This window comes from Agrobacterium sp. GD03872, from assembly GCF_029840625.1.
GTDB lineage: Bacteria > Pseudomonadota > Alphaproteobacteria > Rhizobiales > Rhizobiaceae > Agrobacterium > Agrobacterium fabrum_A.
Genome location: NZ_JAOCCY010000008.1, coordinates 78122 through 98740 on the forward strand (window position 1 = coordinate 78122; position 20619 = coordinate 98740).

Genomic DNA, 20619 nt, shown 5'->3' on the forward strand with positions numbered 1-20619 from the left:
AAATCAGCCCTTCAGGATGCGCCCGACAATATCGCTTACATCCGTCGACAGCCCCTTGGCGTCGGCGATCGTCGAAAGCGCCGCCTTGGCATGTTCGGCGCGGCTTGCCTCCAGCGACCGCCAGGAGCGCATCGATGTCAGGATGCGGGCGGCAAGCTGCGGATTGCGCTTGTCGATGGCGATGATCTGCTCGGCCAGGAACCGGTAGGCGGCGCCATCGGCACGGTGGAAGCCGGTCGGGTTGGCGAAGGCGAGCGTGCCGACAAGCGAGCGCACCCGGTTCGGATTGGTGGCGGTGAAATGTTTCGATTTCATCAGCGCCTTGATGCGATCCAGCGCACCGTCGCCGGGAATGGCGGCCTGCAGCGAGAACCACTTGTCGAGCACCAGCGCATTGTCGGCAAAGCGAGTTTCGAAGGCGGCAAGCGCATCCTTTGTTTCCGTGCTTTCCGGAAAACGCTGGGTCAGGACGCTGAGCGCATGGGCGAGATCGGTCATGTTGGTGGCGTCGGCAAAGGCCTTCGCCGCCCGCGCCGGCGTTTCCTCGGCAAAGGCGAGGAAGGTCAGCGCACCGTTGCGCAGCGAACGGCGTCCGGCACTTGCCGCATCCGGGCTGTAAGCCTCGCCGTCAGCCACACTGTCGGCAAGCCGCCTGAGCGTTTCGAGCCCGGCCGTTGCAATGGCCTTGATCGTGGCATTGCGCGCCTTGTGGATGGCATCGGGATCGGTATTGCCGCCAAGTTCGCGGGCGATGTCGGTCTCGCTCGGCAGGGCCAGCGCCTGTGCCCGGAATGCCGGCTCAAGCGAATCGTCACCGATGATTTCGATGAGCGTTGCGGAGAGCGCCGCATCCGTGCGGATCTCTTCGCCGTTCTGTACGGCCTTGGTGGCGGCGATCAGCGCCGGCAGGGCAAGATCGGTCAGTGCCTGGAAACGCGCGAACATATCTGTTTCATGCCGGGCGATCTGCACCAGGTCGGCCGCATTCTGCTCGAAATGCAGATTGATCGGCGCCGAGAAACTGCGGTTGATCGACAGTACCGGCCGAGACGAAATGCCGGTGAAGGAGAAGGTCTGGTTGCGTTCCGTCAGGTGCAGCACGCCGTCGCGATAGTCGCCGCCTTCGACGGCCTGAGGCTCGGCGATCTGGCCGTTATCGAGGATCAGCGCCAGCGACAGCGGAATGTGACGCCGCTGTTTCACCGACTGGCCGGGTGTCGGCGCGGTCGTCTGTTCCAGGGTGAGCTTGAATGTGGACTTGCCCGCATCATAAGCCGATGAGACGGAGACGAGCGGCGTGCCCGCTTCGGTGTACCACAGCGAAAACTGCGAAAGGTCACGGCCGCTGGCGTCCGCGAAGCTCCTGACGAAATCCTCGACGGTGGCGGCTTCGCCGTCATGGCGCTCGAAATAGAGGTCCATGCCCTTCTTGAAGTCGTCCGCGCCGAGGATCGTGGCGATCATGCGGGTGACTTCGGCGCCCTTTTCATAGACGGTCGTGGTGTAGAAATTGTTGATTTCACGATAGGTATCGGGGCGCGGCGGGTGCGCCAGCGGGCCGGAATCCTCGGGAAACTGCTCCGATTTCAGATGGCGCACATCGGCGATGCGCTTGACCGGCCGTGAGCGCATGTCGGCGGAAAATTCCTGATCGCGATAGACCGTCAGGCCTTCCTTCAGGCAGAGCTGGAACCAGTCGCGGCAGGTGATGCGGTTGCCGGTCCAGTTGTGGAAATATTCATGCGCGATGATGCGCTCGATATTGGCATAGTCAGCGTCGGAAGCGGTTTCCGGGTCGGCCAGCACGAATTTGTCGTTGAAGACGTTGAGACCCTTGTTCTCCATCGCTCCCATGTTGAAGTCCGACACGGCGACGATCATGAAGATATCGAGGTCGTATTCGCGGCCGAAGCGCTCTTCGTCCCACGTCATCGAACGCTTCAGCGCGTCCATCGCATAGGCCGCACGCGGCTCCTTGCCGTGCTCGACGTAAATCTTCAGCGCCACGTCACGGCCGGACATGGTGGTGAAGGTATCTTCCACCACGCCGAGATCGCCGGCGACGAGCGCGAAGAGATAGCTGGGTTTCGGATGCGGATCGAACCATGCCGCAAAGTGACGGCCTTCATCGTAATTGCCGCCGCCGAGGAAATTGCCGTTCGACAGCAGCAGCGGATTGCCTTCCTTCGCCGCGATGATCGTCACCGTATAGGGCGCCAGAACATCGGGACGGTCGGGGAAATAGGTGATACGGCGGAAGCCCTCCGCCTCGCATTGGGTGCAATAAACGCCATTGGTGCGGTAAAGCCCCATCAGCTGCGTATTGACCTGCGGGTTGATGTAATTGGTGATGCAGATTTCGAAGGGCGCCTCCGCCGGCAGGTCGCGGATGGTCAGGCTGTCAGGCGTCGCCTCGTATTGACCGGCGGGAAGCTCCACCTGGTCGAGCAGCAGGCTGGAAAGCGTCAGCTCGTCGCCATCGAGAACCAGCGGCGCCTGCCGCTCAGCGCCTTCGCGCCGGTGAAAGATCAGACGGGCTTCGACCTTGGTATTCTTGGGGTCGAGTTCGAAGGTGAGATCCACCCGCTCCAGAACGAAATCGGTGGGGCGGTAATCTGCCAGGTGAACGATCTGGCCCGTGTCTGTTCGCATGACTGTCCCTGAATAACTTTGCGTGGTCTTCCCGGCATCATGTCGTCATAAGGCCCGGATGTAAAATGGGTAGAATATTCGTCACGTTCATGTGCGCGTCGGAGGACGTTCTGTCCCGCCATGGAAGGCTTTGCCGGCCGTGCAGACGATCCCCCCGCCGCCGGACCTGTGGACCATCGCAGCAAATGTTGAACGATTGCTGAAATTATATTTTATTTTCTTCAAATTTTAGCACGCGTCGCTTTTTGGTCTGTGATCATTTTCGCAGCCGCGAGAACAATCCCTCCCCAAATCAACGGAATTCACGGGTAATCACATTTTTTGCTGTAAAGCGCCGGGGGAATGCTCTAGCCTTGGGCAAATCCAATTCCCCTGCGTCGTCCTCCCCGCATGAAAAATCTCACGATGGCGTGTTTGCGCAGCCGATATGAGTAGTTGCCAATGAACGCCGAACCGATGAATCCCTTTCGCGGGATTAGCATGAAGCTGATTTCGGTCGGCTTTTTTCTTGTCATGCAGACCTGTATCAAGGCCGCGGGCGATGTGCCGGCCGGGCAGATCACCTTCTTCCGCTCCGCCTTCGCCATCATCCCGATCGTCGTCTATCTCGCCTGGCTGCATGCGCTGGCAAGCGCGCTGCACACCAATAATCTTTCCGGCCACTTCAAGCGCGGTTTTCTCGGCATCCTTTCCATGGCCTGCGGCTTTTACGGGCTGACCATGCTGCCGCTGCCGGAATTCATCGCCATCGGTTATGCCTCGCCGCTTCTCGCGGTCGTTTTCGCCGCCTTCATCCTGCATGAAAAGGTGCGCATCTATCGCTGGAGCGCGGTCTTCGTCGGCATGACGGGCGTGCTGGTAATTCTCTGGCCGAAGATGACGCTGCTGAGGGAAGGCGGCTTCGCTGCCGGCGAGGGGTTGGGGGCCATTGCCGTATTGTGCGGTGCGGCGCTCGGCGGGCTCGCCATGATCCAGGTGCGGCAGCTGGTGGAGACGGAAAAGACGCCAACCATCGTGCTCTATTTTTCGCTCACCGCTACCCTGCTGTCGCTTGTCAGCGTGCCCTTCGGCTGGAGCGCGCTGAGCATGATGCAGGCCATGCTCTTGATCACCAGCGGCATTTGCGGCGGGGTTGCGCAGATTTTCCTGACGGAGAGTTATCGGCACGCTGAAGTCTCGGTCATCGCGCCCTTCGAATACAGCTCCATCATCTTCGGCATTGCGGTCTCCTACATTCTGTTCGGAGATATTCCCACGGTGCCGATGCTGATCGGCACGGCGATCGTTATCCTCGCCGGCATCTTCATCATCTTCCGCGAGCATCAGCTGGGCCTGGCGAGACGGGCGGCGCGCAAGGCCTCGACGCCGCAGGGGTGAAGCCGCCACTCCCCCGATATGTTCCGTTGAAGTTGATGACGACCGGTATTTCTTCTCTCGGCGTCATCCTCGGGCTCGTCCCGAGGATCTGTCAACGTTTTGATTTTGTTGAGGTGATTAGATCCTCGGGTCAAGCCCGAGGATGACGTCAGAGTATTTTGCAAGGTTCTTAACCTCGCCGTCTCTCTCGGCAAAACCCACAAAAGCAAAAGGCGCCTTCCCGAAGAAAGACGCCAGCGCGCAATCATATCTGTGGACCAGCGCTAGACTGGCCTGAGTGCTTCTCAGCGCTCGCGGAAATCCGCGAAGACTGCCGAGGGACGCGTCACGCGGACCTGCTGCATGGCAGCGCGTGCGGTCATCTGTTCGTTTGCGGCAGCGCCGAAACGATGGTAGCCCTGACTGGAGCGAGGGCCGAGGCCCGCCAGGCGGAGCGTTTCAAAGCCGGAATGTACCGGACGGAAGCGAGTGGTCATTGCCTTGGTTCCTTAAACCGAATTCCTCCCAAGACATGATCGTTATATCGCAGCGCAGCATGGATTCGGCAAGCCGGCCAAATGCGCCGCTGTTATGCGTAATGCGCATGGCTTTTTTCATAATTCATTTACATTGACCAGGAATGAGGCAGTCAGCCTTGCGCGATCTTTGCCTGAAAAGCCAATAAATCCTGCCATGCCAATGACTTGCTGGCAGGCGCGTTCAACAGCTCCTGCGGGTGCAGGCTGGCAAGGGCCGGCAGAATCAGGTGTCCGGCTGCGACATCACGCCACTGTCCGCGCAGCGTATGGATGGTGCCGGCGCCGCCAAAGAAGAAACGTGCGGTAAAGTTGCCGAGAAGCAACAGGTGTTTCGGCTCGGCAAGGGCGATCTGACGCTCGATGAAAGGGCGGCAGATGTCCATCTCGGCCTGTGTCGGCGGGCGGTTGCCCGGCGGCCGCCAGGGCACGACATTGCCCAGCATGATGGCGCTGCGCTCAAGCCCGATGGCCGCCAGCATGCGCTCAAGCAAAAGCCCGGTCCTGCCGGCGAAGGGCAGGCCTTCACGATCGTCATCCGCGTCAGGCATCGGGCCGATGACCATGATGCCGGAGGCGGCATCGCCTTCGGTGAAAATCGTATTGCGCGCGCTGTTCTTGAGGTTGCAGCCGCTGAACCCTTCAAGCGCGGTTTTCAGCTCGGCAAGCGACCGCGCACTTTCCGCTGCAAAACGCGCCGCCGCCACGGCCTGCTCGTCCGGCATGGCGACATTCTGCTGAATGGCGGGGGCCGCCGTTGCGCCGCGCGCCGGGGTGCTGCGCATCGCCGCCTGCCGCTGAGGCGCATCGCCGCGATCCGCAGATCTTTCAGCCTGCCGTGCCGATGTCGTCGCATCCTGCGCGGGGGCGGATCGGGCAGGGCGGGCGGCGGCAAATTCGGCGAAACGGTCGACCGGCTGCTCTTCCAGCAACCAGTCGACGCCCGCATCCGCGTGGAAATGCAGGAGGGCGGCGAGTTCGGCCGGGGAGAGGTCGTGAGCGGCGATCATGGGCGGAAATTACCCCATGTTCCCCGCCCGGGGAACCCGCAAATCACACTGTCCAGCGCTGAATGTCGCCGCTTTCGCCGATCATGGCGAGACCATGGGCAATCGAGAGCAGCTCGCCGCCGCTTTCGATCCGGTCGGCGTCGAAACGGCGGGTGAAAAGCTCGCGTACCGCTGGCACGAAGGAGGTGCCACCGGTGAGGAACACCTTGTCGATGGCTTCGGGCGCGACTTTCGTCTTTTCCAGAACCTCGTCGAGCGCTTCTTCTATCTTGGCGAGGTCTTCGGCGATCCAGCTGTCGAAATCGCTGCGCTTCACCATCTTGCGGCCGGCCTTGCCGAGCGGCGAGAAGTTGAACTCCGCTTCTTCCGCCGAGGACAGCGCCATCTTGGTGGCGGAAATCGCCTGATAGAGCGGGTAACCCTCGTCATGTTCGACGAGATCGACGAAAAGTTCGAGCTTCTCCGGCTCCAGCGCCGAGCGCACCAGCGATTTCAGGTCGGTAAATTCCTTCGAGGTCTTGAAGATCGACAGCTGGTTCCAGCGGCCGAAATTCACGTAATAACCCGAGGGTACATCCAGAACCTTGTCGAAGCTCTTGAACTTGCTGCCCTTGCCGATCTCGGGCGAGACGAGATTGTCGATCATGCGGAAATCGAAATGATCGCCCGCAACGCCAACGCCGGAATGGCCGATGGGGGTGGCGGAAAGCTTGCCGGCATGGGTCTCGAAACGGATCAGCGAATAGTCTGTCGTGCCGCCGCCGAAATCCGCCACCAGCACATTGGCGTCCTTCTTCAGGCTCTGGGCGAAATAATAGGCGGCCGCCACCGGCTCGTAGACATAGTGGATTTCCGGGAAGCCGGCCCGGGTGAGCGCTTCGTTGTAGCGGGCAAGGGCGAGGCTTTCGTCGGGATTGCTGCCGGCGAAACGCACCGGCCGGCCGGCGATGACGGTCGAGACGTCCCCCGGCCATTCCTCGCCCGCATAGGTCTTCAGCTTGCGCAGGAATACCTCCATCAGATCCTCGAAGCTCTGGCGCTTGGCGAAGATCAGCGTGCCCTGGAAGAGCGAAGAGGCCGCGAAGGTCTTGATCGACTGCAGGAAACGACAGTCGCCGGCATTGTCGATGAATTGCCGGATGGCGGCGTGGCCCGCTTCCACATGCAGGGCGGCCGCGCCGAGGCTCGCATCCTTCATGAAGGAGAGCGCCGTGCGCATGCTGTCATCCGTGCCGGCGCTGCTGGTGAAGCGCATGGAATGGCTGGCGCCGCCAGTGTCGGAAAGAGCCATGACCGTGTTGGTCGTGCCGAAATCGAGGCCGAGAGCCCGCTTTTGCGTCATCGCCATATCCTTGTTGCCGATAGGAAACTCACCCGGCCCGAGAGGCGGCCCGGTGGTGAAAATAAGGGACGCGTTTGGCGTCCCGATGTCAGAGGAGGGCGGTTGATTGCACAGGCGCGGCGGGATGGCAAGCGCCGCATCCGTGTTTATTGTGAAATTTGCATGAAGTAGTCATGGTGGATGGAAGGCAGCCCAGCTGCCCGCATTAAATATTTTTTCGCACAAAACGAGTATAAGGCTGGACTATAACGTTAAAGAACAGATCTATTTTATATTTGCTGCGTTCGCAGACGGAGCCCCGATGTCCCGAAAGCCGGCCCGTTCCACCCCCAAAAACGTACAGCCGGAACGAAGCGCTCTCGTTCGCGGCGACGTCGACAGCTTTAACCGCCATCTCATGGATCTGGTGGAGGCGTCGCAGCAGGGTTATGCGCTTTTCGACGACGGCGATGAACTGCGTTACGCCAACACGGCATTCCGCACGGCGCTTGGCATCGGGCCGAACGAATTTCCGACATGGATCGAGCTGATGCGCAGCGGTTACCGCAACGCCGCCGGCACCGCCATCGAGACGTCCGATTTCGAACAGTGGCTGCGCTCCGCCAAAACGAGGCGCGGCAAGCTGCCCTTCCGCACCATCGAGACCGGCCTCAATGACGGGCGCTGGATACTGACGACGGAAACGACGCTGCCGGGCGGCTGGATGTTGTGTGTCGTCACCGATATTTCCGAACTCGGCGTCGAACTGCGCGATCTTCGCCAGGAGCGGGACAGGGCGCTAAAATCCGCTCTCAGCGACGAGCTGACCGGGCTTGGAAACCGCCGTTACGTGATGGATATTCTCAATCACAGGCTCGGCCCCAACAAGGCCGAGGCGCTTGCCGTCATCATCATGGACATAGACCACTTCAAGTCGGTGAACGACCGCTTTGGCCACGCCTGCGGCGATCTGGTGCTGAAGGACTTCGCCACCCGGCTTTCCGCCGCCGTCGCCCGCGACGATCTCGTGGGACGCATCGGCGGCGAGGAGTTCCTGCTGGTGCTCGGCGGCTCGCGAGTGCTGAGCGTCGAGCCTGTCATGCAGGGGTTGCTGTCGTTGCTCTCCGAGGCGTCGCCGCTGCCCGACATGCCCGGTTTCCGATATAGCTGCTCGGCGGGCATTGCCTTTGCAAATCCGGGCGAGAGCGCGAGCGACGTCCTGCGGCGCGCCGACACCGCGCTTTACGAGGCCAAGAATACCGGCAGAAACCGCTACGTGATTTACGGAGCGGCCTCCTGACGGAATTCGTGTCTATTCGGCCTTAGTTCGACTTCGCCGCGCCGCCATCCACTCTCAGCATCGTGCCGGTGATGTAGCTGGCCGGCACCGAGCAGAGGAAAGCGCCGGCGGCGGCGAATTCTTCCACCGTGCCGAGGCGGCCGGCCGGAATGGTCTTGACGGAGGCCTCGCGGATTTCCTCGATGTTCTTGCCGAGACGTTTGGCATTGGCGCCATCCAGCTCATCGATGCGGTCGGTATGGATGCGGCCGGGCAGGAGCAGGTTGGAGGTGATGCCGAAGGAGGCCACTTCGGAGGATAACGTCTTGCTCCAGCCGACCAGCGCGCCGCGCAGGGTGTTGGAGAGGGCCAGATTGGGGATGGGCTCGAACACACCGGAGGAGGCGACGGTCAGGATGCGGCCGAAACCCTGTTCCTTCATCTGCGGCAGCAGCGCGTTGGTGAGCGTGATGACCCGCAGCACCATGGACTGGAAGAAGGTATCGAGCTTGTCGGCCGTCATTTCCTGCGCCAGACCCGGCGTCGGACCGCCGGTATTGTTGACGAGAATATCGATGCCGCCGAGCTTTTCCTTGACGGCCTGAACCATGGCCTCGACGAAATTGTCGTCGGCAAGATCGCCCCACACCCAGTCGGCCTTGCCCTTGCCGAGCGCATTGATCGCCTTGCAATTCGCCTGCAGCTTCTCACCGCTGCGGCCGACGAGAAGCACATTGGCGCCTTCCTGCGCAAGCGCGGTGGCAATGCCCAGCCCAAGGCCGCGTGAAGAGGCGAGAATGAGGGCGCGTTTGCCGGAAATGCCGAGATCCATGGGTTTTATCCTGTCTTGTGAGTGCTGTATGTGCTGTTTATAGGAAGGCGGCGTCCGGTTTTGAAGGAAAAATACACGTCATGACAGAACAATCCCTGCTCAAATTCTCCATCGCCGTCACGGTTCTCCTGGCGCTGTTCGGCATCGGTGCGGGCCTGTTCTCCGGCTCATTCGCGGTGGTTTTCGATGGCGTTTATGCGCTGACCGATGCCTTCATGACGGTGCTGGCGCTGCTCGTCGCACGGTTGATCGCCGCTTCCGCAGCACCGAGGCCGGGCGGACGGCTGGTGGAGCGCTTCACCATGGGCTTCTGGCATCTGGAGCCGATGGTGCTCGGGCTCAACGGCACGCTCCTGATGGGGGCGGCGATCTATGCGCTGATCAATACCATCGACAGCCTGATGGATGGCGGCAGATCGATCGAGTTCGATTACGCCATCGTCGTCACCTTCGTCAGCTTCGCCGTCTCGCTCGCCATGGCATGGTTCGTCAAGCGGCAGAACCGCCGGCTGAAATCCGCCTTCGTGGCGCTGGACGCCAAGAGCTGGCTGATGAGCGCGCTCCTGAGCATGGCGCTCTTTGTCGCCTTCGTCATCGGTTATGGGCTGACGGGGACGTCGCAGGCGTGGCTCGCGCCCTATATCGACCCGGCCGTGCTGGCGCTGGTCTGCCTCGTCATCATCCCCATGCCGCTCGGCAATGTGAAACAGGCGCTGGCGGATATCCTTCTTGTGACCCCGCTGGAATTCAAGCAGCATGTGGACCGGGTGGCCGGCGAGATCGTGACAAAATTCGGATTTTCCTCGCACTATTCCTACGTCGCCCGTGTCGGCCGCGGCCGTCAGATCGAACTCTTCTTCATCGTCCCGAAAAACTGGCCGCCCCGGCGTCTGGAGGAATGGGATGCGATCCGCGACGAGATCGGCGATGCGCTGGGCGGCGAGGGGAGTGACCGCTGGCTGACGATCGTGTTCACGACGGATGAGGAATGGGCGGTTTGACTTGGGTTTATGCCAGATCGGGCTCCCGCCTTTTCTCAGGCGTGCGCCTGTCCCAGCCCAAGCAGTGAGAACGATCCGCCTTCATAAAGGACGAACAGGCCGATTGCGATCAACACGAACGGGACAAGGATGTGCCCATAGCGGCGAATGGGCGCACCCATGTGGGGATGGTTCACCAGCCAGTGGGAGAGCGCCAGCCAGACTGCGACCATGAGGGTGAAGACGACGACAAAGATGCCGATCTCGCCGGCTGAACTGGTGGCGAAAACGGGCGTATAGATGCCAATATTGTCTCCGCCATTGGCAATCGTAACGGCGGCCACGGCAAAAACATTGCCGAACCCGGCATTCGTCATGGTAGTTTCATCGTCGCCGTCGCCCTTCAGAAGATCGTAAAGCTTCTTGAGGCCGATCAGGATCGGCAACAGGCCGAGCAGCCCGACATATTCCGGGGCGAATACGAGAGAGACAAGCGAGGCAATGATGCTCACGGCAACCAGTGCCGCGATGCCAAAATATTGGCCGACAATGACCTGCGAGGGGCGAAATTTTGGATCGGCAAAGAAGCCGATCAAGACGAATATGTCGTCAATATTCGTGGCCGCGAACAGGCCGATTGCCGCTCCGGCAGCGCTTAACATGTTCGATCGTACCTATCGTGCCAGATGTCTTGCCTGAAGCGGAGCCATCATCAATTTCGGCTTGTGTTATACCGTAACTGGCAACGACGCGGCCGTCAAAGGGCTGTAACCCTTGACGCCTAGTTTCCTTGCTTCTATCTTTCTTATTACGTGAACGTAAAAGTAATAAAATCAATCGTCAGGTTGTCTGACAATTGACTGGCGTGCGACATGTTTTGCCGCTATAGAAGCTCGACAAAGGCGTCCTGCTTTGCGAAGACAGGGCTGGTGAATGCGGTGCCGCGTCTGGCTTTTTGACCGGCGCAGGCGATGCGCCGGAAATGCCGGAAAGCGGATATAACAACAGCCGGATGGGACCGGCGATGCGGAGAGGACGAAATGACGGAAGCGATGGAACTGCCCGAACGCGAAGCGATGGAATTCGACGTTGTCATCGTCGGTGCGGGTCCTGCCGGCCTTGCCGCCGCGATCCGGCTGAAGCAGGTCGAGCCGGAGCTTTCGGTTGTCGTTCTCGAAAAGGGCGCCGAAGTCGGCGCGCATATTCTCTCGGGCGCCGTGGTCGATCCCATCGGCATCGACCGGCTGCTGCCGGGCTGGCGCGAAGAGGAGGGGCATCCTTTCAAGACCGAGGTGAAGGACGACCAGTTCCTGTTTCTGGGGCCGGCCGGCTCCATCCGCCTGCCGAATTTCATGATGCCGCCGCTGATGAACAATCACGGCAATTATATCGTCTCGCTTGGGCTGGTCTGTCGCTGGCTGGCGGAAAAGGCGGAAGCGCTCGGTGTCGAGATCTATCCGGGCTTTGCCGCAACCGAAGTGCTCTATAATGACGAAGGTGCGGTGATCGGCGTCGCCACCGGCGATATGGGCATCGAGAAGAATGGCGAGCCGGGCCCGAACTTCACCCGTGGCATGGAGCTGCACGGCAAATATGTGCTGATCGGCGAAGGCGTGCGCGGGTCGCTGGCCAAGCAGCTGATTTCCAAATTCGATCTGTCCAGGGATCGCGAGCCGCAGAAATTTGGCATCGGCATCAAGGAACTCTGGCAGGTCAAGCCGGAGAAGCACAAACAGGGTCTGGTGCAGCATTCCTTCGGCTGGCCGCTCGGTTTCAAGACCGGCGGCGGTTCCTTCCTCTATCATCTCGAGGATAACCTCGTCGCCGTCGGTTTCGTGGTGCACCTCAATTACAAGAACCCCTATCTCTATCCTTTCGAGGAATTCCAGCGCTTCAAGACGCATCCGGCCATCCGCGAGACCTTCGAGGGCGGCAAGCGCATTTCCTATGGTGCGCGCGCCATCACCGAAGGCGGTTACCAGTCGGTGCCGAAGCTGACTTTCCCCGGCGGCGCGCTGATCGGCTGTTCCGCCGGTTTCGTTAACGTGCCGCGCATCAAGGGCAGCCACAATGCGGTGCTGTCGGGCATGCTGGCGGCAGAGAAGATCGCCGCGGCGATTTCCGCCGGCCGCGCCCATGACGAGGTTGTCGAGATCGAGAATGAATGGCGCGACGGCGATATCGGCAAGGACCTGAAACGGGTCAGGAACGTCAAGCCGCTCTGGTCGAAATTCGGCACGCTCATCGGTGTCGGCCTTGGCGGTCTCGACATGTGGACGAACCAGCTCTTCGGTTTCTCCGTCTTCGGCACGCTGAAGCATGGCAAGACGGATGCGGAGAGCCTTGAGCCGGCCGCAAAGCACAAGCCGATCGCCTATCCGAAGCCGGATGGCGTGTTGACCTTCGACCGGCTGTCCTCGGTGTTTCTGTCCTCCACCAACCATGAGGAAGACCAGCCGGTGCATCTTCAGGTGAAGGACATGGCGCTGCAAAAATCGTCCGAGCACGACGTCTTTGCCGGTCCTTCGACGCGTTATTGTCCGGCCGGCGTTTACGAATGGGTGGAGAAGGACGGCGAGGAAGTCTACGTCATCAACGCCCAGAACTGCGTGCACTGCAAGACCTGCGATATCAAGGACCCCAACCAGAACATCAACTGGGTGCCGCCGCAGGGCGGCGAAGGGCCGGTTTACGCCAATATGTAAAGGGTAGCCGGCTCGATCCTTCTCACTCGTCATGCTCGGGCCCGTCCCGAGCATCTGCAACGGGTTGATTTCACGACACGCGGACGGATCCTCGGGACAGGCCCGAGGACGACGTGGAGCGTGGCTCGCGGCGCGAAAGCCTCTCATAGCGCAAAACAGTTTGCCATGGCGCAGACGCGCGAGGGCTGCACGCGAGCGCAGGAAGGCGTGAGGCAAAAGCAGCGTTCAGGCCTGTTCCCCGTCAGTATTTGTGGATTGCTCTTCGATTTCTTACATATAGGATGTTGGGGTGTTGTAGCATCACGTCGCCCGTGGATTGCCGGGCAGGAATGCGGTAACGCCTTGAATGTGCGTGTGGCTCAAGAGCTGTTGCGGTTGCGTCGTCGACCGGCGCAGGGAGTGTGAGAATGTCCGGCTTTCAAAGGCTGAATATCGTGCGGAAGACGAGATTTGGCGCTGCCGTGGCGGCGGCGGTGGTTGCGGTGGTTTCGCTCGGCGGCGGTCCGCTGGGGGCCGCAAGCTGCCGCACCGACGCCATGGCCGGCATCGACTGGCGCGAATGCAACAAGCGGCTGCTGATGCTGGGCGGCAGCAATCTCGATTCGGCAATGCTTTACGGCACGGATTTCACCTATACCGATCTGCGCGGCTCGTCGCTGAAGGGGGCCAATCTCGAGAAGGCCAAACTCATCCGCACGGCACTGGGTGAGGCGAACCTGCAGGGCGCCAATCTGACCAAGGTGGAAGCCTATCGCAGCGATTTTTCCGCTGCGGACGCCACCAATGCCAGATTCGTCAACGCGGAAATGCAGCGGACCAAATTCGAAAATACCAAGCTCGACGGCACGGATTTCACCAAGGCCGAACTCGGACGGGCCGATTTCGAGGGTGCGTCGCTGAACGGGTCGAAATTTTCCCTCACCAACCTGTCGCGCGCCCGCTTCGGCGGCGCGAAGATTGGCGGGCCGGTGGATTTCACCAGCGCCTTCCTGCTGCTGACCCGGATCGAAGGGGTCGATCTCTCTACGGCCACAGGCCTCGATCAGAAACAGGTCGACATTGCCTGCGGCGACGCCAAGACCAAATTGCCGAGCGGCCTCACAGCACCCACCTCCTGGCCGTGCCCGGAAGATCCGGACGACGATTGACAGGAATAGCCGCGCGGTCTTGCGCTCGGCCCAAACATTTCCATGAGCGGAAGAGAAGCGTCCGCGATGCGGACGCCTCACCGGCGATCAGAAGCCCGAAAGCACGATCTTGCCCTTGGCCTTGTTGCTCTCGATCAGCGCATGCGCCTTGATGAGATTTGCGGCATTGATGGTGCCGAAAACCTCGGTCAGCGTCGTCTTGATCTTGCCGGCATCGACGAGTTTCGCAACGTGGTTCAGCAACTTGTGCTGTTCGATCATGTCGGGCGTCTCGAAGACAGCGCGGGCGAACATCATTTCCCAATGGATCGACACACATTTGCGCTTGAAGGCCATGATGTCGAAACCGCCGGCCGGATCGTCGATCAGCGCAAAACGGCCCTGCGGCGCGATGGCCGCCACGCTGTCGGCGGCATGAATGTCGCTATGGGTGGTGGAAAAGACGAAGCCCGGCGCACCGAGCCCGAGCGCCTCCACCTGCGGGGCTATCGGCTTGCTGTGATCGATGACGTGATGCGCGCCGAGTTCCTTCACCCACGCAATCGTCTCGGGTCGTGAAGCGGTGGCGATGACGGTGAGATCGGTCAGCGCCCGCAGAAGCTGGACGGCGATGGAGCCGACGCCGCCCGCGCCGCCGATCACCAGAACGGCGTTGGCCGCGCCCGGAACCGACTCCTTCACCCGCAGCCGGTCGAACAGCGTCTCGTAAGCGGTGATGGCGGTCAGCGGCAGGGCGGCGGCTTCCTCGAAATTCAGCGATCTTGGCTTTGCGCCGACAATGCGCTCGTCCACCAGATGGAACTCGCTGTTGGAGCCGGGGCGGTTGATGACGCCGGCGTAAAACACCTCGTCGCCCGGCTTGAACAGCGAGACCTTGTCGCCGACGGCCTTCACCACGCCCGCCGCATCGAAGCCGAGCACGCGCGGTTCGCCGTTTTCCGGCGACTGGTTACGGCGAACCTTGGTATCGACAGGGTTCACCGAAACGGCCTTCACCTCCACCAGAATGTCGTGGCCTTTCGCCACCGGCTGGGGCAAGTCGATATCGATGAGGGCATCCCTGGCAGCGATGGGCTGGCTGGTCCTGTAACCGACGGCGCGCATGAACAGTCTCCTTTGCTTGTTTGCGTGCCTCCTACTTGATACATATGGGCAAGGATCGCAAGAATGCACATTTTGTGATGATACATACAAAAAGGATACTGTGATGTCGCGACCGCGCGCCAAGCTCACCGGCAACTTCCCCGGCTGCCCGGTGGAATCGGCCTTAAGTTTTCTCGATGGAAAATGGAAGGGCGTGATCCTCTATCACCTCATCAACGAGGGCACGCTGCGCTTCAACGAGCTGCGCCGCCATATCCCCAGCGTCACCCAGCGCATGCTGACCAAACAGCTGCGCGAGCTGGAAGAGGCCGGCCTGATTTCCCGCACCGTTTTTCCGGTGGTGCCGCCGCGCGTGGACTATGCGCTGACGCCGCTCGGCGAGACCATGAAGCCGGTCATCTCGGCGCTGAAAAGCTGGGGTGACGCCCATGTCGTCTGCAAGAACGGCGCGAAATATACACAGCTTCCGCAGGCTGAGGAGAAGGCCGCCTGAAAAATCACGGGTAAGACCACGTGCCGCTTTCAATGCTCGCGATGGTGCGATGCAACATGTATTTGCCCCGATTAATGCATAATGCTGCCATCGTGATTCGCAGCAGGGACATCAAAGCACATGAGCATGGGTTGGATGGAGGCCGGATTTCTTGGCCTTTTGCAAGGACTTACGGAATTTCTTCCGATTTCTTCAAGCGCGCATCTGAGGATTGCCGGGGAGTTCCTGCCCTCCGGCGCCGATCCCGGGGCCGCCTTCACCGCGATTACGCAAATCGGCACGGAAATGGCAGTGCTGGTCTATTTCTGGTCCGACATCATGCGCATCGCCGCCGCCTGGCTGCGGCAGAACCTGCGCCTTGGCCCCTATGACAAGGCCGATGCCCGGCTTGGCTGGCTGATCATCCTCGGTTCGGTGCCGATCGTCTTTCTTGGCCTGTTCTTCAAGGACGCCATCGAGCATTCGCTGCGCAACCTCTATATCACCGCCGTCATGCTCATCGTCTTCGGCATCGTTCTCGGCATCGCCGACAGGATCGGTGAAAAGCGCTACAAGCTCAACCAGCTGATCTGGCGCGACGGCATCCTGTTCGGGCTCGCGCAGGCCATGGCGCTCATCCCCGGCGTCTCGCGCTCGGGCGGCACCATCAGTGCCGGGCTGCTTTTGGGCTATACCCGCGAAGCGGCAGCGCGTTATTCCTTCCTGCTCGCCGTTCCCGCCGTCTTCGGCTCCGGTTTCTATCAGCTGTTCAAGAGCATCGGTGAAGACAACCCCGTCGGTTGGGGACCGACGGGGCTCGCGACCCTGATCGCCTTCGTGGTCGGTTATGCGGTGATCGTCGTCTTCCTCAAGCTCGTCTCGACCAAGAGCTACATGCCCTTCGTCTGGTACCGCGTGGTCATTGGCTTCATCCTGCTGGGGCTCCTGGGAACGGGCGTCATCAGCGCCGGCGGGTGAGGGGAGCCTCACTCTCCGTCATCCTCGGGCTTGCCCCGAGGATCCACAACCCGGCGCACCATGGATCCTCGGGTCAAGCCCGAGGATGACGATGGCGAGGTTTCGATTTGTAAAGGTAAGGCCCGCTCTTCCGAGCGGGCCTTTTGTCTTTCAAAGCAACGTGCCGCTCAGGATCACCAGCGCCACCGAGAAGTAGATGATGAGCCCGCTGACATCCACCAGCGTGGCGACGAAGGGGGCCGATGCGCTGGCGGGATCGAGCCGCAGGCGCTGCAGCACGAAGGGCAGCATGGAGCCGGCCAGCGAACCGAAGGTGACGATGCCGACGAGGGCCGCGAAAACGGTGGCGCCCACCAGCAGCCAGTGTTCGCCGTAGTCGTAAAACCCGGCCTGCTGCCAGAGGCTCAGGCGCAGGAAGCCGATGGCGCCCAGAATGCAGCCGAGCGTCAGGCCCGTCGGGATTTCCCGCAGCAGCACCCGCCACCAGTCGGAAAGCTTCAGTTCGCCAAGCGCCAGCGCCCGGATGATGAGCGAGGTGGCCTGCGAACCGGAATTGCCGCCCGACGACATGATGAGCGGAATGAACAGTGTCAGCACCACGGCCTTTTCCAGCTCGCCCTCGAAATGCTGCATGGCGCTGGCCGTCAGCATTTCACCGAGGAAGAGGGCTGCGAGCCAGCCCGCGCGCTTGCGGATCATGTCCGGAAAGCCGATCGTCATATAGGGCTTGCCGAGTGCTTCCATACCGCCGAACTTGTGGGCATCTTCCGTCGTGTCGGCGATCATGGTGTCGATCACGTCATCGACGGTGACGATGCCGAGAATATGCGAACGGTCATCGACGACGGGCAACGCCAGAAGGTCGTGCTTGCGGATCAGCCGGGCGACATCCTCCTGCGACATCAGGGGGCTGGCGCAGACGATGCCTTCCTTCGATGCGACTGAGAGGATGGAAGCACCGGCTTCGCCGGTCAGCAGGCGGCGCAGCGTCACGACGGTGGAGAGCGTTCCGTCCTCAGCCAGCACATAGATGGCATAGACCGTTTCACGCGACCGCTCGACGACGCGGATGTGCGAAAGGGTCTGTTCCACCGTCCAATTGTCCGGCACACTGACGAATTCCGTGGTCATGATCGAGCCGGCGGTACGCGGCGGGTAACCCATCAGGTGCTTGATGGAGAGCGCCGTCGTGCGGTCCAGCCGGGAAAACAGCTTTGCGCGCGGCTCTTCGGCCATTTCCGCCATGACGTCGGCCACGCGGTCATCGGACATCAGGTTGACGAGGCGGGCCGCCTGTTCGACCGGAATATCGGCGATGATGGCGGCGGCGCCATGCAGTTCCGGCCGGTCGAGAATGGCGACGGCTTTTGCCTGCGGCATGGCGAGGAGGGCGGTTACGGCCTCGGCGACATCGAGCGTGTTGAGGTGCTCGACGCGTTCGGCAATGGTGGTGGAGGAACCGGCGTTTCCGCTACGAAGAAGACGTGCGGCCTTGCTGGCCCTCTGGGAGAGGTTGTGGAAGTTCATGATTGCTCACCTTTCCGTCGATTCGCCGATCACGGCGAACGCGGTGGTGAGCCGACAGCGGTCGGATCAGTTCACGTTCGCCGGTCTCGGCAAAGGCAATCGACTGCTACTGTCGCTAGACATCCAATGATGCTCCGTTGAAATCCGCGCCGTGCCGTTTGGCATGCGCGTAAGGCCGTGTTGCGCCTGAAACCGGAAAGAGTCAAGCGCCGGATCGTGAATTTTCCGCAAGGTCCGGCCTAGCCGGCTCAGGTCGTCTTTTCGCGCCGTTCGACGGTGACGGAAACAAGGAAAACGCCGAGCCCGAGAAGGGAAAGAACCGCGCCGACATAACCGGTGGAGGCATAACCATAGCCCATGGCGATGACGAGGCCGCCGAGCCAGGCGCCGAGCGCATTGGCGATGTTGAAGGCGGAATGGTTGGAGGCGGCGGCCAGCGTCTGCGCATCCTGCGCCACATCCATCAGCCGCGTCTGCACGGCCGGACAGGCGGCGAAACCGCAGCCGATCAGGAAGACGCAGAGGCAGAGCATGAAAGGATTGTCCGCCGTCATGCCGAACACGGTCATGACAAGCACGTTGAAGGCAAGCATGCCGCCAATCGTGCCGTTGAGCGAGATATCGGCCAGCCGCGAGCCGACCACATTGCCGACATTCATGCCGATGCCGAACAGCGCCAGCACCATGGAAACGGTGGAGACCGGCATCATCGCCACATCGGTGGTGGTCTTGGCGATATAGCTGAAGACCGAAAACATGCCGCCGAAGCCGACAGAGGCGATGCCAAGCGTCAGCCACACCTGCACGCGGCGGAAAGCGCCGAGTTCGCGCCACACGCTTGCCCCTTCCTCCACTTTGTCACGCGGCTGGAACAGCCACAGCAGGGCAACTGTCAGAAGGGCTATGCCGCCGACCAGCATGAAGGCCGCACGCCAGGAAAGCAGCTGGCCGAAGAAGGTGGCAAGCGGTGTGCCGAGCAGGGTGGCGATGGTGAGGCCGAGCATGACGCGGCCGACGGCGCGGGCGCGCTTGTGGATCGGCGCCATGGAGGCCGCCACCAGCGCCGCAACGCCGAAATAGGCGCCGTGCGGCAGACCGGTAATGAAACGCAATATGGTAAAGCTCAGGAAATCCGGTGCGACGGCGCTCAAGATATTGCCGGCCGCAAAAAGCCCCATCAGGCCGAGAAGCAGGGCGCGTCGCGTCATGCGCGCCGCAAGGACGGCGATGATCGGTGCGCCGATGACGACGCCGAGCGCATAGGCCGTGATCACGTAACCCGCCTGCGGCACGGTGACGCCATAGGTGGTGGCGACGTCGGGGAGCAGGCCCATGATGGCGAATTCACCGGTGCCGATGCCGAAGCCGCCGGCGGCCAGGGCCAGTTCGATCAGCGCGACGGCAAGCGGGGAGAGGGCCACGGCAGGGGCGGCCGTGTAAACGGTTTCATTCTCCGCGCCAGGGCGGGCTTCGGAAATATGCGACTGGCTCATCGTGACCTGAAAAGCGGGGAGGGCCCACAGAAAAAAGGGCAAGACCGTATGGGAGCGGCCTGCCCTGACTGGAGATGCGCGGTCATGAAAATGACCTTAAGTGATCCCTAACATGAAATGATGCGTTGCGGTAGAGCGATTCTCGGCAAAAGAGCATCTTCACGTGATGGTGTTCGGAACTCTACAGGATGACAGGCATTTACGCGCGGCTGCCTTACTGGATCGGATTGGAAACATGAAGCTTATTGCAATTTTCAATCGTGACGGCGGCACGTTTCGCACCACCGACATGGAGGCCTATTGCGAGCATGCCCGCGCGGTCTTCTCCCGGGCCGGCCACACGATTGATTGCCGTCTGGTCTCCGGAAAGGATGTCGTCGAGGAAATGGAACGCGCCGCCGATGAGCCTGATATCGAGGGCATCATTGCCGGCGGCGGTGACGGCACAATTTCCGCAGCGGCCGCCATTGCCTGGAAACACGGCATTGCGCTCGGCATCGTGCCCGCCGGCACCATGAACCTGTTCGCCCGTTCGCTGAAGCTGCCGCTCGATATTCGTCAGGTGCTGGAAACGCTGGCGAATGGCGAGATTACCAGTGTCGACATCGCCAGCGCCAATGGCAGGCTTTTCGTCCACCAGTTTTCGGCGGGCCTGCATTCGCGCATGGTGCGCTATCGTAACAATCTCGCCTTTGCCTCGCGGCTCGGCAAGATCAAGGCGAGCATCCGCGCCGCCATCAGCGTCATTCTCAATCCGCCTGTTTTCGAGGTGGAATATACCGTCAATGGCGAAACGCAGCATCGCAAGGTTTCGGCCATTTCCGTTTCCAACAACGAATTCGGCCAGAATTCGCTGCTGGTGGCGGATAATGTGTCGGGCGGCCATCTCGGCTTTTATCTCACCGATCCGCTGCGTCCTTCAGGTGTTGCGAAGCTGGCTTTCGATATTCTGCGCGGCCGTCTGAAGGAAAACGCCGCCGTGACGGCCATGACGGTGACGAATGTGGAGCTGCATTTCCCGAAAAAGCGGCATGATGTGCGCTGCGTCATCGATGGTGAATTGCTGCCGATGGAACGGGATGTGGCGCTTGCGGTCCATGCCGGCGAATTGAAGGTGCTGGTGGGACGGTCGTTCTTCGCATAGCGCGAACGGAGTGCGTTTGGATTGGGAGCGCGCCGCTTGTTTCTTCTCCCCGCCGGGGAGAAGTCCGTGGCAGCGGGATGAG

At 61.1% G+C, this 20619-nt stretch carries 17 protein-coding genes; 8 read left to right on the forward strand and 9 right to left on the reverse strand.

All coding sequences use genetic code 11. The features are described 5' to 3' along the window. Positions 1-3: 3 nt before the first annotated feature. A complete protein-coding gene (gene pepN / locus N5D22_RS17955; RefSeq protein ID WP_279658093.1) occupies positions 4-2652 on the reverse strand; it encodes an aminopeptidase N in 2649 nt (882 codons plus the stop codon). 441 nt (positions 2653-3093) lie between these two features. Between pepN and N5D22_RS17960 the strand changes: the two genes are divergently transcribed. Beyond that, positions 3094-4029, forward strand: a complete 936-nt coding sequence (locus N5D22_RS17960) for a DMT family transporter (protein ID WP_279658092.1) — start codon at positions 3094-3096, stop codon at positions 4027-4029. A 284-nt stretch (positions 4030-4313) separates the two neighbouring features. On the opposite strand, the gene N5D22_RS17965 is transcribed toward N5D22_RS17960, so the two are convergent. The 3 genes from N5D22_RS17965 to N5D22_RS17975 form a co-directional block, all read right to left on the reverse strand. Continuing rightward, complete coding sequence (locus N5D22_RS17965; RefSeq protein ID WP_003509784.1) at positions 4314-4505, reverse strand: hypothetical protein; 192 nt, start codon at positions 4503-4505, stop codon at positions 4314-4316. 152 nt (positions 4506-4657) lie between these two features. Next, entirely contained in the window at positions 4658-5554 is an 897-nt protein-coding gene (locus tag N5D22_RS17970; RefSeq protein ID WP_279658091.1) for a uracil-DNA glycosylase, read from the reverse strand. Between the two features lie 43 nt (positions 5555-5597). Further along, positions 5598-6896, reverse strand: a complete 1299-nt coding sequence (locus N5D22_RS17975; protein WP_279658090.1) for an Hsp70 family protein — start codon at positions 6894-6896, stop codon at positions 5598-5600. Positions 6897-7197: 301 nt separating this feature from the next. Here N5D22_RS17975 and N5D22_RS17980 point away from each other — a divergent pair, with 301 nt between their 5' ends. Next, positions 7198-8175, forward strand: a complete 978-nt coding sequence (locus N5D22_RS17980) for a sensor domain-containing diguanylate cyclase (protein ID WP_279658089.1) — start codon at positions 7198-7200, stop codon at positions 8173-8175. A gap of 22 nt (positions 8176-8197) precedes the next feature. Here N5D22_RS17980 and N5D22_RS17985 read toward each other — a convergent pair whose 3' ends face one another. Continuing rightward, complete coding sequence (locus N5D22_RS17985; RefSeq protein WP_279658088.1) at positions 8198-8986, reverse strand: SDR family oxidoreductase; 789 nt, start codon at positions 8984-8986, stop codon at positions 8198-8200. 80 nt (positions 8987-9066) lie between these two features. Between N5D22_RS17985 and N5D22_RS17990 the strand changes: the two genes are divergently transcribed. Then, positions 9067-9987, forward strand: a complete 921-nt coding sequence (locus N5D22_RS17990) for a cation diffusion facilitator family transporter (RefSeq protein WP_279658087.1) — start codon at positions 9067-9069, stop codon at positions 9985-9987. A 35-nt stretch (positions 9988-10022) separates the two neighbouring features. Here the strand turns inward: N5D22_RS17990 and N5D22_RS17995 are convergent, their stop codons facing one another. After that, positions 10023-10628: a cadmium resistance transporter gene (locus N5D22_RS17995; RefSeq protein WP_279658086.1), complete on the reverse strand. Its 606-nt coding sequence runs from the start codon at positions 10626-10628 to the stop codon at positions 10023-10025. 378 nt (positions 10629-11006) lie between these two features. Between N5D22_RS17995 and N5D22_RS18000 the strand changes: the two genes are divergently transcribed. Together N5D22_RS18000 and N5D22_RS18005 are read left to right on the forward strand one after the other, a co-directional pair. Then, positions 11007-12671: an electron transfer flavoprotein-ubiquinone oxidoreductase gene (locus tag N5D22_RS18000; RefSeq protein ID WP_279658085.1), complete on the forward strand. Its 1665-nt coding sequence runs from the start codon at positions 11007-11009 to the stop codon at positions 12669-12671. A gap of 407 nt (positions 12672-13078) precedes the next feature. Continuing rightward, positions 13079-13819 carry a pentapeptide repeat-containing protein gene (locus N5D22_RS18005; RefSeq protein WP_279658084.1) on the forward strand — a complete coding sequence of 247 codons (741 nt, stop codon included), beginning with the start codon at positions 13079-13081 and terminating at the stop codon, positions 13817-13819. Positions 13820-13906: 87 nt separating this feature from the next. Here the strand turns inward: N5D22_RS18005 and N5D22_RS18010 are convergent, their stop codons facing one another. Beyond that, positions 13907-14923, reverse strand: a complete 1017-nt coding sequence (locus N5D22_RS18010) for a zinc-binding alcohol dehydrogenase family protein (RefSeq protein ID WP_279658083.1) — start codon at positions 14921-14923, stop codon at positions 13907-13909. A gap of 103 nt (positions 14924-15026) precedes the next feature. On the opposite strand from N5D22_RS18010, the gene N5D22_RS18015 reads away from it, so the two are divergent. Next, a complete protein-coding gene (locus tag N5D22_RS18015; protein ID WP_279658082.1) occupies positions 15027-15416 on the forward strand; it encodes a helix-turn-helix domain-containing protein in 390 nt (129 codons plus the stop codon). Between the two features lie 120 nt (positions 15417-15536). Next, positions 15537-16373 (forward strand): undecaprenyl-diphosphate phosphatase, encoded by an 837-nt coding sequence (locus tag N5D22_RS18020; RefSeq protein WP_279658081.1) that lies wholly within the window; start codon positions 15537-15539, stop codon positions 16371-16373. 150 nt (positions 16374-16523) lie between these two features. Here the strand turns inward: N5D22_RS18020 and mgtE are convergent, their stop codons facing one another. Both mgtE and N5D22_RS18030 read right to left on the reverse strand, forming a co-directional pair. Then, positions 16524-17900 carry a magnesium transporter gene (gene mgtE, locus N5D22_RS18025; protein ID WP_279658080.1) on the reverse strand — a complete coding sequence of 459 codons (1377 nt, stop codon included), beginning with the start codon at positions 17898-17900 and terminating at the stop codon, positions 16524-16526. Between the two features lie 248 nt (positions 17901-18148). Continuing rightward, a complete protein-coding gene (locus tag N5D22_RS18030; protein WP_279658079.1) occupies positions 18149-19393 on the reverse strand; it encodes an MFS transporter in 1245 nt (414 codons plus the stop codon). Positions 19394-19628: 235 nt separating this feature from the next. Here N5D22_RS18030 and N5D22_RS18035 point away from each other — a divergent pair, with 235 nt between their 5' ends. Continuing rightward, entirely contained in the window at positions 19629-20537 is a 909-nt protein-coding gene (locus N5D22_RS18035) for a diacylglycerol kinase family lipid kinase (RefSeq protein WP_279658078.1), read from the forward strand. The last annotated feature ends 82 nt before the right edge of the window (positions 20538-20619 follow it).

What these genes read in the sequence shown, in the direction of transcription:
- N5D22_RS18030 (WP_279658079.1), bottom strand. Translation starts at nt 19,393, where the DNA reads ATGAGCCAGTCGCATATTTCCGAAGCCCGCCCTGGCGCGGAGAATGAA.
- N5D22_RS17990 (WP_279658087.1), top strand. Translation starts at nt 9,067, where the DNA reads ATGACAGAACAATCCCTGCTCAAATTCTCCATCGCCGTCACGGTTCTC.
- N5D22_RS17985 (WP_279658088.1), bottom strand. Translation starts at nt 8,986, where the DNA reads ATGGATCTCGGCATTTCCGGCAAACGCGCCCTCATTCTCGCCTCTTCA.
- N5D22_RS18020 (WP_279658081.1), top strand. Translation starts at nt 15,537, where the DNA reads ATGAGCATGGGTTGGATGGAGGCCGGATTTCTTGGCCTTTTGCAAGGA.
- N5D22_RS17980 (WP_279658089.1), top strand. Translation starts at nt 7,198, where the DNA reads ATGTCCCGAAAGCCGGCCCGTTCCACCCCCAAAAACGTACAGCCGGAA.
- N5D22_RS18015 (WP_279658082.1), top strand. Translation starts at nt 15,027, where the DNA reads ATGTCGCGACCGCGCGCCAAGCTCACCGGCAACTTCCCCGGCTGCCCG.
- N5D22_RS18010 (WP_279658083.1), bottom strand. Translation starts at nt 14,923, where the DNA reads ATGCGCGCCGTCGGTTACAGGACCAGCCAGCCCATCGCTGCCAGGGAT.
- pepN (WP_279658093.1), bottom strand. Translation starts at nt 2,652, where the DNA reads ATGCGAACAGACACGGGCCAGATCGTTCACCTGGCAGATTACCGCCCC.
- N5D22_RS17975 (WP_279658090.1), bottom strand. Translation starts at nt 6,896, where the DNA reads ATGACGCAAAAGCGGGCTCTCGGCCTCGATTTCGGCACGACCAACACG.
- N5D22_RS17960 (WP_279658092.1), top strand. Translation starts at nt 3,094, where the DNA reads ATGAACGCCGAACCGATGAATCCCTTTCGCGGGATTAGCATGAAGCTG.
- N5D22_RS18035 (WP_279658078.1), top strand. Translation starts at nt 19,629, where the DNA reads ATGAAGCTTATTGCAATTTTCAATCGTGACGGCGGCACGTTTCGCACC.
- N5D22_RS17970 (WP_279658091.1), bottom strand. Translation starts at nt 5,554, where the DNA reads ATGATCGCCGCTCACGACCTCTCCCCGGCCGAACTCGCCGCCCTCCTG.
- N5D22_RS17995 (WP_279658086.1), bottom strand. Translation starts at nt 10,628, where the DNA reads ATGTTAAGCGCTGCCGGAGCGGCAATCGGCCTGTTCGCGGCCACGAAT.
- N5D22_RS17965 (WP_003509784.1), bottom strand. Translation starts at nt 4,505, where the DNA reads ATGACCACTCGCTTCCGTCCGGTACATTCCGGCTTTGAAACGCTCCGC.
- N5D22_RS18000 (WP_279658085.1), top strand. Translation starts at nt 11,007, where the DNA reads ATGACGGAAGCGATGGAACTGCCCGAACGCGAAGCGATGGAATTCGAC.
- N5D22_RS18005 (WP_279658084.1), top strand. Translation starts at nt 13,079, where the DNA reads ATGTCCGGCTTTCAAAGGCTGAATATCGTGCGGAAGACGAGATTTGGC.
- mgtE (WP_279658080.1), bottom strand. Translation starts at nt 17,900, where the DNA reads ATGAACTTCCACAACCTCTCCCAGAGGGCCAGCAAGGCCGCACGTCTT.